This window comes from Pseudomonas sp. TWI628 (assembly GCF_039673865.1).
In the GTDB taxonomy this organism is placed as follows: Bacteria; Pseudomonadota; Gammaproteobacteria; order Pseudomonadales; family Pseudomonadaceae; genus Aquipseudomonas.
The window spans coordinates 1-14,300 of record NZ_JBDJMM010000016.1 but is presented as its reverse complement, the minus strand read 5'-3'; the positions used below and the strand labels follow the sequence as shown (position 1 = coordinate 14,300).

The following is a 14,300-nucleotide window of genomic DNA, read 5'->3' as shown; positions in this document are numbered from 1 at the left end:
ACCCTTTCAGATAGGAAGTCACGGCATGTTTCAGCCTTTATAATGCCCCATCCTTTTTCATGGGCTTTCCCCCCCGACATGTCTGTTTCCGTTCGCGACGCCTTGCGCATGGCCGCGCTGTATGTGGTGCTCTCGTTCCTCTGGCTGGTGCTGGCCGAGGTGGTCCTGCGCAGTATGTCTGACGACCCCCTGGCGTTGACCGTGGGCCGGCAGATCAATGTGGTGGTGTGGGTACTGGTCAGTGCCTTGCTGATCTTCGTGTCCCGCGCCCGCCTGCTCAACTTCATCGGTATCGGCGCGCGCCTGCGCAGCGAGGACCGCGAGCGCCTGCGCATGGCCGCGGCGGTGTTCGACAGCACCCTGGAAGGCGTGCTGGTCACTGACCGCCAAGGCCTGATCGTGCACGTCAATCGCGCCTTCATGCGCATCACCGGCTACCAGCAGGAAGAAGTGCTGGGCCAGCGCCCCAGCAAGTTCAAGTCGGGCCGCCATGGCGTGCCCTTCTACCAGCAGATCTATGCCACCCTGGCCGAAAAGGGGGAGTGGAGCGGCGAGATCTGGAACCGCCGTAAAAGCGGTGAAATCTACCCACAATGGCAGACGATCTGCGCCATCCGTGACGACAGTGGCGAGCTCAGCCATTACGTGGCAGTGTTCAGCGACATCAGTGCGATCAAGCATTCCGAGCAGGAACTGGCCTACCTGGCCCACCATGACCCACTCACCGGGCTGCCCAACCGTCTGCTGTTCAACGACCGCGCCGAACAGGCGCTGGCTGCGGCACAGGCCAACAAGCGCGGCTGCGCCTTGCTGTTGCTCGACCTGGATCACTTTCAGAGCATCAACGACGGCCTTGGCCATACCATTGGCGACCAGTTGCTCAAGCTGGTTGGCGAGCGCCTGGGTGAGACCGTTGGCAGCAACGTGACCCTGGCGCGCCTGGGCGGTGACGAGTTCGGCGTGCTGGCCGAGAACTGCCAGCAGGTTGGCCAGGCCGGCAAGTTGGCGCAGGGCATCATCGAACGCATGCGTGAGCCCTTCGAATTCGATGGTCACCGGCTGTTCATCAGTGCCAGCGTGGGTATCAGCCTGTTCCCCAACGACGCCCTGAGCGCCGAGCAACTGTTGCGCAATGCCGACTCGGCGCTGTTCAAGGCCAAGGGCAATGGCCGTGCCTGCTATGCGCTGTACACCGAAGAATTGACCGCCCACGCCCAGCACCGGGTGGAGACCGCGAGCGAGTTGCGCCGGGCGCTGGCCAAGGATGAGCTACGAGTGTTCTTCCAGCCGGTGCATGACCTGTTCACGACGAAGATGGTCGGTGTCGAGGCATTGGTCCGCTGGCAGCACCCGCAGCGTGGGTTGGTGCCGCCGAGTGATTTCATCCCCATCGCCGAACGTACCGGCCTGATTGCCGAGATTGATGCCTGGGTGTTGCGTGAAGCTTGCCGGCAGATGGTTCAGTGGCGGGTGGATGGGCGCGCGCTGGAGTTCGTGGCGGTGAACATTTCCAGCCGCCTGTTCGGCCAGCGCGAGTTGTATCGGCAGGTGGCTGATGTGTTGCATGAAACCGGTCTGGACCCGGCACTGCTGGAGCTGGAAGTGACCGAGAGTGCGGTCATGGAAGACCCGGAAGTGGCGCTGGAACAGCTGCATCGCCTGCGCGAGCTGGGGCTGAACCTGGCCATCGATGACTTCGGCACGGGGTACTCGTCGTTGCTGCGGCTCAAGCGCCTGCCGGTGCAGAAGTTGAAGATCGACCAGGGTTTTGTGGCCGGCTTGCCGCAGGATGACGATGACATTGCCATCGTCCGGGTGATTGTCGCGCTGGCGCGAAGCATGGGCATGCAGGTGCATGCCGAGGGCATCGAACAGGCGGAGCAGGCGCGGTTCCTGCTGGAGCAGCAGTGCCAGTTGGGGCAGGGGTACTGGTTTGGGCGGCCGTTGCCGGCCGCGGAGCTGCGCTGGGGCTGAGGGGTATGGCGGAAGTTGTTGAGCGCCTGCGAGATCGAGCGCCGCCCGCGCGCTAGGTCTCACAGGCGCTGAAAATCTTGTGCCAGGCATTTCAACGCTTGTTCAAGCCTTTCGCCAACCGGTCCCCTCCCAACTGGATCAGCGCCACCAACGCCACCAACATGGCAATCACGGTCAACATGATCTGGCTGTCGAAACGCTGATACCCATACCGATAGGCAATATCCCCCAGGCCACCCGCACCAATCGCCCCGGCCATGGCTGACGAGTTGATCAGCGTCACCAGGGTAATGGTGAACCCTCCCACGATCCCCGGCAGCGCCTCGGGCAGCAGTACGTGCCAGACGATGTGCCAACGCCGGCAGCCCATGGCCTGTGCGGCCTCCACCAGGCCATGGTCGACCTCGCGCAGGCTGACCTCGGCAATCCGCGCAAAGAACGGCGTCGCGGCGATGGTCAGTGGTACCACGGCGGCCCACACCCCATAGGTGGTACCCACCACCAGCCGGGTGAAGGGGATCAGCGCGACCATCAGGATCAGGAACGGGATCGAGCGGAACAGGTTGACGAAGGCACCGAGTACCCGGTTCAGCAACGGTGCCTCGAAGATGCCACCCTTGTCGCTGGTGACCAGCAGTACCGCCATCGGCACCCCCACCAGCAGCGCGACCAGCGAGGACACGCCGACCATCAGCAAAGTGTCGAGCAGGCCTTCAAGCAAGCGATCAAACCACATGGCCCAGTACCTCCACGTCTTCGGCCCAGCGACGGGCGCGCTCGAGCAATTGATGGGTGTCGTGCGGCGAGCCCTGAATCGACAGGATCAGCTGCCCGAGCGCATGTTCGCCGATGGTCTCCACGCCACCTTGAAGCAGGCGCACGCGTCCGCCAAGTTCGGCGAACAGGTCGGATAGCGCCGGTTCGCCGAGCAAGGTGAGTTTGAGCACCACCGCACTGTCACGGCCCACGGGGCTAGCCCGGAGGCTTGCCTGCAAGGCCGCGGGCAGCTTGGTTTGCAACGGCGCGAGCAGGGTACGGGTGACTTCATGGTGTGGGTTGCCGAACACACGCCAGACTTCACCCTGCTCGACGATTGCGCCACGCTCCAGCACCACCACGCGCTGGCAGATGTCGCGGATCACTGCCATTTCGTGGGTGATCAGCACCACGGTCAGGCCCAGGCGCTGGTTGATGTCGCGCAGCAGTTCGAGGATCGACGCGGTGGTCTCGGGGTCCAGCGCCGAGGTGGCTTCGTCGCACAGCAGGATCTCAGGGTCATGCACCAGCGCCCGGGCGATGCCGACCCGCTGCTTCTGGCCGCCGGACAACTGCGCCGGGTAGACGTGATGTTTTTCCTGCAAGCCCACCAGCTCCAGCAGCTCGCGCACCTTGCGCTGGCGCTCGGGCTTGACCACGCCCGCCACTTTCAGCGGCAGCTCGACGTTCTGCCACACGGTCTTGGCCGACATCAGGTTGAAGTGCTGGAAGATCATGCCGATGCGCCGGCGCAGCGCCACCAGGCGGTCCTCGTCGAACGGCGCGATGTCCACCTGGTCGATCAGCACGCGGCCCTGGCTCGGCTGTTCGAGGCGGTTGATGGTGCGCAGTAGCGACGACTTGCCTGCGCCACTGCGGCCGATGATGCCGAAGATCTCACCACGGCGGATGTTCAAGTCGATGCCGTGTAGCGCTGGCTGTTGCTGGCCAGGGTAGGTTTTGCCAAGGCCGATGAAGCGCACGTGGGCTTGGTTGACCTCCGGGCGCAGAGCCTGCTCCCTGGCCGTTGGCGGCGATGGTTGTGCGGTGGGCGCCCTGAGCGCGTTGGCCTGGCTCATGTCAGCTTTCCCAACCGGCCTGGTACAGGCTGCCATGGGCCTTGTTCAGTGCCGCACGCACGGCAGGCGAGTGTTGGTAGATATCGACGAATTTGGCCAGGCGCGGGTCATCCTTGCTTTGCGGGCGGATGACGAACTGGATCACGTACTCTTTGTTCTCCAGGCCATCGAACAGCAACGCCGAGGTGGCATCGAAGCTGTTGGCCAGGCGGATATAGGCCGGGTAGCCCTGCACCAGGTCGGCGTCGTCATAGGCGCGTACCAGTTGCACGGCTTCGACCTGCAGGATCTTCAGCTTCTTCGGGTTGGCGACGATGTCGTCCTCGGTGGCCTTGTAGCCGACACCCGGCTTGAGGGTGATCAAGCCAGCCTTGGCCAGCAGCTGCAGGCCGCGGCCGCTGTTGATCGGGTCGTTGGCGATGGCCACGCTGGCGCCCTCGGGCAGCTCGGCGAAGCTTTTGTACTTTTTCGAGTACAGGCCGACGTTGTTGATGATGCCCGGGGCGTAGGGCACCAGGTTGAAACCGGCTGCAGCCTTGGCGTTCTCCAGGAAGGGGATGTGCTGGAAGTAGTTCACGTCGATGTCGCCGCTGTTGAGGCTGACATTCGGCGCGATCCAGTCGCTGAACTCGATCAGCTTCACTTCCAGGCCTTGCTTGTGGGCTTCTTCCACCGCCGCTTCCAGGGGGATGGCGAAGGCTGCGGTGGTGCCGATCTTCAGCGGCTCGGCAGCGAAGGCGCTGGTGGCCAGGCCGAGGGTGATGGCGATGGCCGCGACGGGCCGGAACAGTTTTTCAAGCATGGTGCAGGGCTCCAGTCGGGGCAGGGGTAGAGGTGTTGCGGTAGGTGGAACCTGGGTGGTCGGCAGGCAGGTGCGGGTGGTCGCTGGCGAACAGCTTCTCGCGCAGGGTGCCGTCGGCGTAGGCGGTCTTGTAGCGGCCACGTTGCTGCAGTTGCGGGACCACCAGTTCGATGAAGTCCTCATAGCTTTCCGGGGTGACGGTGCGGGTCAGGTTGAAGCCGTCCAGGCCGGTTTCGTCGATCCAGGCGATCAGCTGTTCGGCTACCTGATCGGGCGCGCCGACCAGGGTCACATAGCGCCCGCCAAGGGCGTGCTGCTCCAGCAGGCGGCGGCGGGTCCAGGCGTTTTCCTGCAGTTGGCGGGTGGCCGACTGGATGGCGTTGCCCTTGCTGGCGCCGATCGGCTCGTCCAGCCCGTAGGCGGCAAAGTCGATGCCGGTAGAGGCGGCGAAGTGCGCCACGCCGGCTTCGGCGCTGGCATGTTGCAGGTACTCGGCATATTTGGCCTGGGCCTGCTGCTCGGTGGGCGCGACGATCACCGTGATGCCCATGAACACCTTCACCGCCTGAGGATCGCGGCCAGCGGCCTGGGCGGCCGCGCGCACCTTGTCGACCTGGGCGCGGGTAGCGGTTTTGTCCTGGCCGCTGATGAACACGCACTCGGCGTGGTTGCCGGCGAAGGCCAGGCCGCGCGGCGAACTGCCCGCCTGGAACAGTACCGGTGTGCGCTGTGGCGAGGGTTCGCACAGGTGGTAGCCCTCGACCTTGTAGAACTCGCCCTGGTGGCGCACCTTGCGCACCTTGCCCGGCTCGGCGTACACCCGGCGCTCGCGGTCATTGACCACGGCGTCATCGGCCCAGCTGCCTTCCAGCAGCTTGTACAGCACCTGCAGGTATTCGTCGGCCTGGTCGTAGCGGCGGTCGTGCTCGGGCTGTTGCTCCAGGCCCATGGCACGGGCGGCGCTGTCGAGGTAACCGGTAACGATGTTCCAGCCGACCCGGCCGTTGCTCAGGTGGTCGAGGGTGGAGAGGCGCCGGGCGAACAGGTACGGCGCCTCGTAGGTGAGGTTGGCGGTGAGGCCGAAGCCCAGGTGGCGGGTGGCGGCGGCCATGGCCGAGACCAGCAGCAGTGGGTCGTTGACCGGCAGCTGGATCGACTCTTTCAGGGTCACGTCCACGGAGTTGCCGTAGATGTCGTAGGTGCCGACGATGTCGGCGATGAACAGGCCGTCGAACAGCCCGCGTTCCAGCAGGCGCGCCAGGCCGGTCCAGTATTCCAGGGTCTTGTATTGGGTCGAGGTGTCCCTTGGGTGGGTCCACAGGCCGTGGTTGATGTGCCCGATGCAGTTCATGTTGAAGGCATTGAGCAGGATCTGCTTGGGCATCAGATAGTCCCCCGGCGTGGTGGGTGCTCGTTGTTCAGGTAGTAGTTGCCGATGGCGTGGTACTTCCAGCGCACCGGGTCGTGCAGGGTGTGCACGCGGGCGTTGCGCCAGTGGCGGTCGAGGTTGTGCTCGGCCAGGGTGGCCTGGCTGCCGGCCAGTTCGAACAGCGTGGTGCCGGCAGCGAGGGAGACTTCCGTGCTGATTGCCCGTGCTTCGGCAACGGCGATGGAGGCAGCGGCCACGGTATCGGCATTGCTGTCGGCCTGGGCGCGGTCAAGGAATTCGCCGGCGCGCTCGAGCAAGGCTTCTGCGGCGTGCAGGCGGATTACCAGCTGGCCGAAGCTTTTCAGGGTCAGCGGGTCGTCGCTGGCCTTGTCCAGGCCGGAGTCGACCCATGGCCGGCTGCGCGTGCGCACGAAGTGCAGGGCGTCATCCAGAGCGGCACGGGCGATGCCGGTGTCGATGGCGGCGTGGAGAATCTGCGCCAGCGGGCCGACCGGTGTCGGCCGTTCGAAGGCACTCTGGAACGGCACCACGTCGTCGGCATCGACCCAGACGTTGTCGAAGGTCACCGAGCCGCTGCCGGTGGTGCGCTGGCCGAAACCGCTCCAGTCGTCGATTACCTGCAGGCCCTGGCTGTCGGCGGGGACGAAGGCCAGTTGCTGGCGGCCTTGGTCGTCGATCACCGAGGTCGGGATACGCTGGGCGTAGAGCGCGCCGGTGGCGTAGAACTTGCGGCCGTTTATGCGGTAACCGGCGCCGTCGTGGGTCAGGCGGGTGGTGCGCTCGTGGGCGGTTTTCGTGCCCAGCTCGGCCAGGGCGTTGCCGAAGCGGCGGCCCGCCAGCACTTCGGCGTAAAGGCGGCGCTGGTGCTCGGGGCTGCCGTTCACCCGCAGCACTTCGAGGGCGTAGAAGTGGTTCTGGGGAATCTGGCCAAGGGAGGCGTCAGCCTGGGCGATGCGGGCGATGACCTGGGCCAGGGTGACGTTGGATACACCCGCCCCGCCAAAGGCTTTGGGGACGCTGATGGCCCATAGGCCGGAGCGGGTGAACAGCTCCAGTTCGGCGTGGGGCAGACGGCGTTCGCGGTCGCGCAGGGCGCTGTCGCGTTTGAGTTGCTGGGCAATATGTTCGGCGGCAGCCAGGGCTTGGCTGTCACTGGTGATAACGGATGTTGTCATGGTCACCTCAAATCAGATCCAGGAATGCCGCGCAGGCAGGGTGCCGTTGAGGTGGTAAGCGCCAACCGCGTGGTACTTCCAGCGCACCGGGTCGTGCAGGGTGTGCACCCGGGCATTGCGCCAGTGCCGGTCGAGGTTGAACTCGGCCAGGCTGGCGCGGCTGCCAGCCAGCTCGAACAGCTTCTCGCTGGCCTGCAGCGAGATCTCGGTGGTCAGTACCTTGGCCTCGGCCACGGCAATCGATGCCCGCGCGGCGGCGGCAGCATCGATCGGCCCGGCATTGACCTCGTCGAGCACCCGCGCGGCCTTGCGCAGCAGCGCTTCGGCGGCATGCAGCTCAAGCTTCAGGCGGCCGATGTCGGCAATCACGTAAGGGTCATCGCTGGCGCGCTCGACCTTGGCCTCGATCCAGGGCCGGGATTTTTCGCGGACGAAGGTGATGGTGTCGTCGATGGCTGCCTCGGCGATGCCGGCATCGATGGCCGCCTGAATCAGCTGCGAGGCCGCACCCTGGATATTGGGGGTATCGCGCTGGCGCCAGTTGTCGATGACCAGTTCCGCATCGACCGGTACCTGGTCGAGCAGCACGGTACCGCTGGCAGTGGTGCGCTGGCCGAAGCCGGACCAGTCGTCGACGATGCGCAGCCCCGGGCTGCCACGGCGGACGAAGGCCAGGCGCTGGCGGCCCTCGTCGTCCAGTGCCTTGACCGCCACCCAGTGGGCGAACAGCGCGCCGGTGGAATAGAACTTCTCACCGCTGATGCGATAGCCGTCAGCGCTGCGGGTGATCCTGGCCTTGAGCGTCAGGGTGTCCTTGGTGCCGCGCTCGGGGCCGGCGTTGCCGATGCGCCAGCCGTCCAGCACGCTGCGGAAGATCAGCGCCTGCTGGGCCTCGGTGGCGGTCAGGCGCAGCAGTTGCAGCATGCCGAACTGGTTCTGCGGGATCTGCCCCAGGGCCGGGTCGGCGGCGCTGATCAGGCGGAACACTTCGGCGACGGTTGCGAACGAGACGTCCGGGCCGCCATGGGCCTTGGGCACAGTGATGCTGCCCAGGCCGCTGCGGGTGAACTGTTCGATTTCTGCCCAGGGCAGCTTGCGTTGCTGGTCGCGGCGGGCGGCCTGCTCGCGGGCGCTCTCGGCCAGCTCCCGGGCGGCTTGCAGGGCTTCGGCGTCGTTGCGCAGTATCTTGGCCGGCAGCAGCAGGGGCGAGCTGTCGAGATCGCTATGGAATGGGGTATTTGGCTGGGTGGTCATCAGAACCGAACCTCACAAAAGTGGATGCGTCGCTTCAGCTGATGGCGACAGACATTTGCTGGTCCGGTGGTCCGGTTTATATACCCTAAAGGCTTATTAAAAGTTTATGAACTAACTTTTTGGAATATGTATAGAAGAGGGGGATTTGCTTGGATGTTCCGGCCCTTTCGCGGGTAAACCCGCGAAGAGCCAGAGAGGGTTTACTCTGAAGCAGCAGTCCCGAGGAACTTGCGCAGGAACTGCCGGGTACGTTCTTCCTTGGGGTTGGCAAACAGCGCCTTGGCTTCACCCTGTTCCACGATCACACCCTTGTCGAAGAAGATCACCCGGTTCGCGACATCCCGGGCAAAGCTCATCTCGTGGGTCACGATGATCATGGTGCGCTTTTCCTCGGCCAGGCCGCGGATGGTCGCCAGTACCTCGCCGACCAGCTCCGGGTCGAGTGCCGAGGTAGGTTCGTCGAACAGGATCACTTCAGGTTCCATGGCCAGCGCGCGGGCAATCGCCACGCGCTGCTGCTGGCCGCCGGAAAGGCGCCGTGGGTAGGCGTCTTCCTTGCCTGCCAGACCGACCTTGGCCATTAACCGCCGACCAAGCTCGATGGCCTGTTCACGAGGCGTCTTCTTGACGATCACCGGGCCTTCGATGACGTTCTCCAGCGCAGTGCGGTGGGGGAACAGGTTGAAGTTCTGGAACACGAAGCCAGCTTGCTGGCGCAGGCGGCGGATCGCACTTTGCTGGCCGCTGAGCGGGCGGTTGGCATCGATGCTGATGTCGCCGATCTGGATCTGCCCGGCATCCGGGGTTTCCAGCAGGTTGAGGCAACGCAGGAAGGTGGTCTTGCCCGAGCCGCTGGGGCCGATGATGGCCACCACTTCACCCGGTTGCACGGTCAGGTCGATACCGTTGAGTACGGTCTGGCCCTTGAACTGCTTGGTCAGGCCTTTGGCGACGATCATCTCATTGCTCCTGGTCGTGCTGGTTGACCCGCGCTTCCATGCGGTTCTGGAAGTGCGCGAGGATGCTGCAGAGGATCCAGTAGACCACTGCTACGGCCAGGTACATGGTGAACACTTCGAAGGTGCGCGCGGTAATCAGCTGGGCCTGGCGGAACAGCTCGGGCACCTGGATGGTCGCGGCCAGCGCGGTGTCCTTGACCAGCGAGATGAAGCTGTTGCCCAGTGGTGGCAGCGCGGTGCGCAGCGCCTGGGGCAGGATCGCCCGGCGCATGGCCTGGGTGCGGGTCATGCCGATGCTGGCTGCGGCTTCCCACTGGCCACGGTCGATCGAGGAGATCGCCGCACGCAGGATTTCGCAGATGTAGGCCGCCATGTTCAGTGACAGGCCGATCAGCGAGGCCGGGATCGGATCGAGCTCGATACCGATCTGCGGCATGCCGAAGTAGATCACGAACAGCTGCACCAGCAGCGGCGTGCCGCGGAAGAACGACACATAGACCCGGGCCAGCCAGTTCAGCGGCAGGATCTTCGACAGCCGCATCAGCGCCAGGGCAAAGCCCAGCACCAGGCCAAAGAACATGCCGCCCACACTGAGCAGCACCGTATAACCCGCGCCCTTCAGCAGGAAGGGCGTGGAATCGGCAACGAGTTGCAGGCTTTCAGCGATCATTTGGTGACGTCAGCACCGAAGTATTTCTCCGACAGCTTGGCCAGCGTGCCGTCGGCCTTGAGCTTGTCGATGGCCTTGTTGATCGCGGCCAGCAGCTCAGGCTCGCCCTTGCGCAGCGCCACGCCGCTTTCCAGGCGCGAGAAGGCATCGCCTGCCAGTTCGGTGTCCTTGGCCTTCTGGGCGTATTCCAGTGCGGCCAGGCGGTCGATCAGGATGGCGTCGATGCGGCCGTTGCGCAGGTCGGCGAACTTGCTCGGGTCGTCTTCATAGGTGCGCACGTCAGCCTTCGGCACGTCCTGCTTCACCCATTGCTCGTAGTTGGTGCCCAGGCCGACACCGACTTTCTTGCCGGCCAGGTCCTGCGCGGTCTTGATGTTCAGCTGCTCGGCCTTTTTCTTCAGGATCAGCGCCTGGATGCCGGAGATGGTGTACGGCTCGGAGAAGTCGTATTTCTTCTTGCGCTCTTCGGAGATGGTCACCTGGTTGACTACCACGTCCAGGCGCTTGGACTCCAGCGCGGCGAGGATGCCGTCCCATTTGGTCGGCTGGATCTTGGCCTTGACCCCCAGCTCCTTGGCCAGCAGCTCGGACAGCTCAACCTCGAAGCCGGTCAGTTTGCCGTTTTCATCCTGGAAGCTGAACGGCGGGTAGGTGCCCTCCAGGCCGACGTTGATCACGCCTTTTTCCTGGATGGTCTTCAGTTGCTCGCCGGCGAAGGCATGGCTGAGCAAGCCGGCACCCAGCAGGATGGCCAGGCTGGCGTTGAGAAGCGGTTTGGCAAATTTCGACATGGCAGGCCCCGCGCTTGTTGTGGAAGTGGTGGGTGGCGACTATAGAGTTGGCTTGATAGGTCAGGAAATAATAAAAACTTATTTTCTTATTCCTGTTGTGATCTGTGCCAGGTTCTGGCTGCTTTGAGGGTAGGCCAGGATGCTGGCGCCGTCATCGCGGCTTATGCCCGACTTAGCGCAGGATGGAATAAAGCGTTGTTTTTTCCAAGGGCCAGATTTGCCGTAGAGTGGATCGCATAACGACAGATTGGCCACCTTCGGCAGGAGAACACCGTGAGCGAACAACCTTCATCTGGGCACTGGCAACTGCACAGCATCGTCAGTGGCCTGCGCGGTGCCCGCGAGCAATGGCGCAGCCGCAATGGCCGCAGCAGTGGCGAGCAGGGCGGGCGCGAGCTGCCTTCGCGTGAGGCCATGCGGCAGATTCTCGAGCAGCTGTGCGGGGCGCTGTTCCCGATGCGCCTGGGCCCGGTCGACCTGCGTGAAGAGAGCGAGGACTTCTACGTCGGCCATACCCTCGACGCGGCACTGACGGCATTGCTGGTACAGGCGCGGCTGGAACTGCGTTACGCCGCCCGCCAGAGCAACACGCAACTGGAGGGCATCGATGCCCAGGCCCTGCGCCTGATCCAGGACTTCGCGGCGGCCTTGCCGGGCCTGCGCGTGCTACTCGATACCGATGTGCTGGCGGCCTATCACGGCGACCCGGCGGCGCGCAGCGTTGACGAGGTATTGCTGTGCTATCCGGGGATCCTGGCGATCATCCATCATCGCCTGGCCCACCACCTTTATCAGGCGGGCTTGCCGCTGCTGGCGCGGATCAGTTCGGAACTCGCGCATTCGGCCACCGGTATCGACATTCACCCAGGCGCGCAGATCGGCCAGAGCTTCTTCATCGACCACGGTACCGGCGTAGTGATTGGCGAGACCGCGATCATCGGTGAGCGGGTGCGTATCTATCAGGCGGTAACCTTGGGCGCCAAGCGCTTCCCGAGCGATGAGTCAGGGACGCTGCACAAGGGGCTGCCACGTCACCCGATCGTCGAGGACGATGTGGTGATCTATGCCGGGGCGACGATCCTGGGGCGGATTACCATCGGCAAGGGCTCGACCATTGGTGGCAATGTCTGGCTGACCCGCAGTGTGCCGGCCGAAAGCAACATCACCCAGGCCAACCTGCAGCTGGATTGCCAGGACAAGAACTGAGTTGCAAGGGGCGCCAATCGGCGCCCCGGTTCGCTTTGAAAGCCGATCCATGTTTAACTTGAACGCTTGTTCAATGAAAAACGCTGGTCCGCTGCCGGTGTTCAACAGGAGGATTCCTTTGCTGAACCCGTTCATTCCGAACCTCACGTCGATCGACGAGGTGCCTGTCTCATGAGTGCACCGTCCCCCTCCCTTGCCAATGGCAAGATCCGCATGAACCCGCCGGTGTTCTACTTCGCGGCAAGTTTCATTCTCCTCTTCGGCCTGGTGGTCATCGCCTTCCCGCAGGCTGCCGGCGAGTGGCTGCTGGCGGCACAGAACTGGGCGGCCAACACGGTCGGCTGGTACTACATGCTGGCCATGACCCTGTACCTGGTGTTCGTGGTGGTCACTGCCTTGTCTGGCTACGGCAAGATCAAGCTCGGTGCCGACCACGACGAACCCGAGTTCAGTTACCTGTCCTGGGCCGGCATGCTGTTCGCCGCCGGTATCAGCATCACGCTGTTCTTCTTCTGCGTGTCCGAACCGCTGACCCACATGCTCGCGCCCCCTCAGGGCGAAGGGGGCACGGCCGAGGCCGGGCGCCAGGCGATGGAGATCCTGTTCCTGCACTGGGGCCTGCATGGCTGGGGCGTGTTCGCCTTCGTCGGCATGGCGCTGGCCTACTTCGCCTACCGGCACAACCTGCCGCTGGCCTTGCGTTCGGCGCTGTATCCGCTGATCGGCAAACGCATCAACGGCCCGATCGGCTATGCCGTGGACGGCTTCGGCATCATTGCCACGGTGTTCGGCCTGGGGGCCGACATGGGCTTTGGTGTGCTGCACCTGAACGCCGGCCTCGACTACCTGTTCGGCATCAGCCATAGCCAGTGGGTGCAGGTGATCCTCATCGCGCTGATGATGGGCGCGGCGGTGGCGGTAGCCGTGGCGGGGGTGGAAAAGGGCGTGCGGGTGATGAGCGACATCAACCTGTTCCTGGCCTGTGCACTGCTGCTGTTCGTGCTGTTCGCCGGGCCTACCCAGCACCTGTTCAATACCCTGATCCAGAACCTTGGCGATTACCTCGGCGCCTTGCCGCGCAAGAGCTTCGACGTGTACGCCTATGGCGAGCAGCGTGACTGGCTGGGTGGCTGGACGGTGTTCTACTGGGCCTGGTGGATTGCCTGGGCGCCGTTCGTGGGTTTGTTTATTGCGCGTATCTCGCGTGGCCGCACCATCCGTGAATTCGTCTTCGGCGTGCTGCTGATTCCGCTGGGCTTCACCCTGGCGTGGATGTCGATCTTCGGCAACAGCGCGCTGGACCAGGTGATCAACCACGGCATGACCGCGCTCGGCCAGTCGGCGTTGGACAACCCGTCGATGAGCCTGTACCTGCTGCTGGAAACCTACCCGTGGAGCAAGACGGTGATCGCCGTGACGGTGTTCATCAGCTTCGTGTTCTTCGTCACCTCGGCCGACTCTGGCACCGTGGTGCTGTCGACCCTGTCCGCCAAGGGCGGCGGTGCTGACGAAGACGGGCCGAACTGGCTGCGCATCTTCTGGGGTGCGATGACGGCGCTGATCACCAGCGGCCTGCTGTTCGCAGGCAGCATCGACTCGCTGAAGTCGGCGGTGGTGCTGACCTCGCTGCCGTTCTCGCTGATCCTGCTGTGCATGATGTGGGGGCTGCACAAGGCCTTCTACCTGGAGAGCCAGCGGCAGATCGCGCAGATGCACTCGCTGGCACCCTTCGCCCAGTCACGCCGTGGCCGTGGTGGCTGGCGCCAACGCCTGAGCCAAGCCGTGCACTTCCCGTCGCGCGATGAGGTGTACCGCTTCATGGACGACGTAGTGCGCCCGGCGATTGCCGATGTGCGTGAAGTGTTCGAGCAGAAGGGCCTGGTGCTGGTGACCCAGGACGACCCGAGCCATGACAACGTCAGCCTGAAGGTGGGCCATGGCGAGGAGCAGCCGTTCATCTACCAGGTGCAGATGCGTGGCTACTTCACGCCGTCGTTCGCCCTGGGTGGGCTGGGTACGCAGGAGTTGAAGAACCGCCGTTACTACCGCGCCGAGGTGCACCTGAGCGAAGGCAGCCAGAACTACGACCTGGTGGGCTACAGCAAGGAGCAGATCATCAACGACATCCTCGACCAGTACGAGCGGCACATGCAGTTCCTGCATCTGGTCCGCTGATACCTGTACCGGCCTCGTGGCGGGGGGGCCCCCGCAAAGGGCCGGGGCGGGAGGGAGAGTAACGTGGCA

The 14,300-nt window shown here is 64.2% G+C and carries 12 protein-coding genes; 3 read left to right on the top strand and 9 right to left on the bottom strand.

What is annotated here, in order from left to right:
- The first annotated feature begins 78 nt into the window (after positions 1–78).
- Positions 79–1,974 carry a phosphodiesterase DibA gene (gene dibA / locus ABE528_RS14060; RefSeq protein WP_346653287.1) on the top strand — a complete coding sequence of 632 codons (1,896 nt, stop codon included), beginning with the start codon at positions 79–81 and terminating at the stop codon, positions 1,972–1,974.
- Positions 1,975–2,065: 91 nt separating this feature from the next.
- Here the strand turns inward: dibA and ABE528_RS14055 are convergent, their stop codons facing one another.
- The 9 genes from ABE528_RS14055 to tcyJ form a co-directional block, all read right to left on the bottom strand.
- Positions 2,066–2,710, bottom strand: a complete 645-nt coding sequence (locus tag ABE528_RS14055) for a methionine ABC transporter permease (protein ID WP_079230410.1) — start codon at positions 2,708–2,710, stop codon at positions 2,066–2,068.
- On the bottom strand, positions 2,700–3,809 hold the full coding sequence (locus tag ABE528_RS14050) for a methionine ABC transporter ATP-binding protein (RefSeq protein ID WP_346653286.1): 1,110 nt from the start codon (positions 3,807–3,809) through the stop codon (positions 2,700–2,702). Before ABE528_RS14050 ends, ABE528_RS14055 begins: the two co-directional genes overlap by 11 nt.
- A 1-nt stretch (position 3,810) precedes the next feature.
- Positions 3,811–4,611, bottom strand: coding sequence for a MetQ/NlpA family ABC transporter substrate-binding protein (locus ABE528_RS14045; protein ID WP_346653285.1), 801 nt, complete (start codon positions 4,609–4,611; stop codon positions 3,811–3,813).
- Positions 4,604–5,995, bottom strand: a complete 1,392-nt coding sequence (locus tag ABE528_RS14040) for an LLM class flavin-dependent oxidoreductase (protein WP_346653284.1) — start codon at positions 5,993–5,995, stop codon at positions 4,604–4,606. Before ABE528_RS14040 ends, ABE528_RS14045 begins: the two co-directional genes overlap by 8 nt.
- Positions 5,995–7,176 (bottom strand): SfnB family sulfur acquisition oxidoreductase, encoded by a 1,182-nt coding sequence (locus ABE528_RS14035; RefSeq protein ID WP_346653283.1) that lies wholly within the window; start codon positions 7,174–7,176, stop codon positions 5,995–5,997. Before ABE528_RS14035 ends, ABE528_RS14040 begins: the two co-directional genes overlap by 1 nt.
- Positions 7,177–7,188: 12 nt before the next feature.
- Complete coding sequence (locus ABE528_RS14030) at positions 7,189–8,430, bottom strand: SfnB family sulfur acquisition oxidoreductase (RefSeq protein ID WP_152956814.1); 1,242 nt, start codon at positions 8,428–8,430, stop codon at positions 7,189–7,191.
- A gap of 200 nt (positions 8,431–8,630) precedes the next feature.
- Entirely contained in the window at positions 8,631–9,389 is a 759-nt protein-coding gene (gene tcyN / locus ABE528_RS14025) for an L-cystine ABC transporter ATP-binding protein TcyN (protein WP_152956815.1), read from the bottom strand.
- 1 nt (position 9,390) lies between these two features.
- Complete coding sequence (gene tcyL, locus ABE528_RS14020) at positions 9,391–10,059, bottom strand: cystine ABC transporter permease (protein ID WP_152956816.1); 669 nt, start codon at positions 10,057–10,059, stop codon at positions 9,391–9,393.
- Positions 10,056–10,850 (bottom strand): cystine ABC transporter substrate-binding protein, encoded by a 795-nt coding sequence (tcyJ, locus tag ABE528_RS14015; RefSeq protein WP_152956817.1) that lies wholly within the window; start codon positions 10,848–10,850, stop codon positions 10,056–10,058. Before tcyJ ends, tcyL begins: the two co-directional genes overlap by 4 nt.
- Before the next feature lie 273 nt (positions 10,851–11,123).
- On the opposite strand from tcyJ, the gene epsC reads away from it, so the two are divergent.
- Together epsC and betT are read left to right on the top strand one after the other, a co-directional pair.
- The gene (gene epsC, locus ABE528_RS14010; RefSeq protein ID WP_346653282.1) at positions 11,124–12,056 is read left to right on the top strand and encodes a serine O-acetyltransferase EpsC; all 933 of its coding nucleotides are present in this window, start codon (positions 11,124–11,126) and stop codon (positions 12,054–12,056) included.
- A 213-nt stretch (positions 12,057–12,269) separates the two neighbouring features.
- Positions 12,270–14,231, top strand: a complete 1,962-nt coding sequence (gene betT, locus ABE528_RS14005) for a choline transporter BetT (protein WP_178120090.1) — start codon at positions 12,270–12,272, stop codon at positions 14,229–14,231.
- The last annotated feature ends 69 nt before the right edge of the window (positions 14,232–14,300 follow it).

Bases quoted from the DNA above. Each gene is read 5' to 3' on its own strand.
- betT (WP_178120090.1), top strand. From the start codon at position 12,270: ATGAACCCGCCGGTGTTCTACTTCGCGGCAAGTTTCATTCTCCTCTTC.
- ABE528_RS14030 (WP_152956814.1), bottom strand. From the start codon at position 8,430: ATGACCACCCAGCCAAATACCCCATTCCATAGCGATCTCGACAGCTCG.
- tcyN (WP_152956815.1), bottom strand. From the start codon at position 9,389: ATGATCGTCGCCAAAGGCCTGACCAAGCAGTTCAAGGGCCAGACCGTA.
- tcyJ (WP_152956817.1), bottom strand. From the start codon at position 10,850: ATGTCGAAATTTGCCAAACCGCTTCTCAACGCCAGCCTGGCCATCCTG.
- ABE528_RS14050 (WP_346653286.1), bottom strand. From the start codon at position 3,809: ATGAGCCAGGCCAACGCGCTCAGGGCGCCCACCGCACAACCATCGCCG.
- ABE528_RS14045 (WP_346653285.1), bottom strand. From the start codon at position 4,611: ATGCTTGAAAAACTGTTCCGGCCCGTCGCGGCCATCGCCATCACCCTC.
- ABE528_RS14040 (WP_346653284.1), bottom strand. From the start codon at position 5,995: ATGCCCAAGCAGATCCTGCTCAATGCCTTCAACATGAACTGCATCGGG.
- tcyL (WP_152956816.1), bottom strand. From the start codon at position 10,059: ATGATCGCTGAAAGCCTGCAACTCGTTGCCGATTCCACGCCCTTCCTG.
- ABE528_RS14035 (WP_346653283.1), bottom strand. From the start codon at position 7,176: ATGACAACATCCGTTATCACCAGTGACAGCCAAGCCCTGGCTGCCGCC.
- ABE528_RS14055 (WP_079230410.1), bottom strand. From the start codon at position 2,710: ATGTGGTTTGATCGCTTGCTTGAAGGCCTGCTCGACACTTTGCTGATG.
- dibA (WP_346653287.1), top strand. From the start codon at position 79: ATGTCTGTTTCCGTTCGCGACGCCTTGCGCATGGCCGCGCTGTATGTG.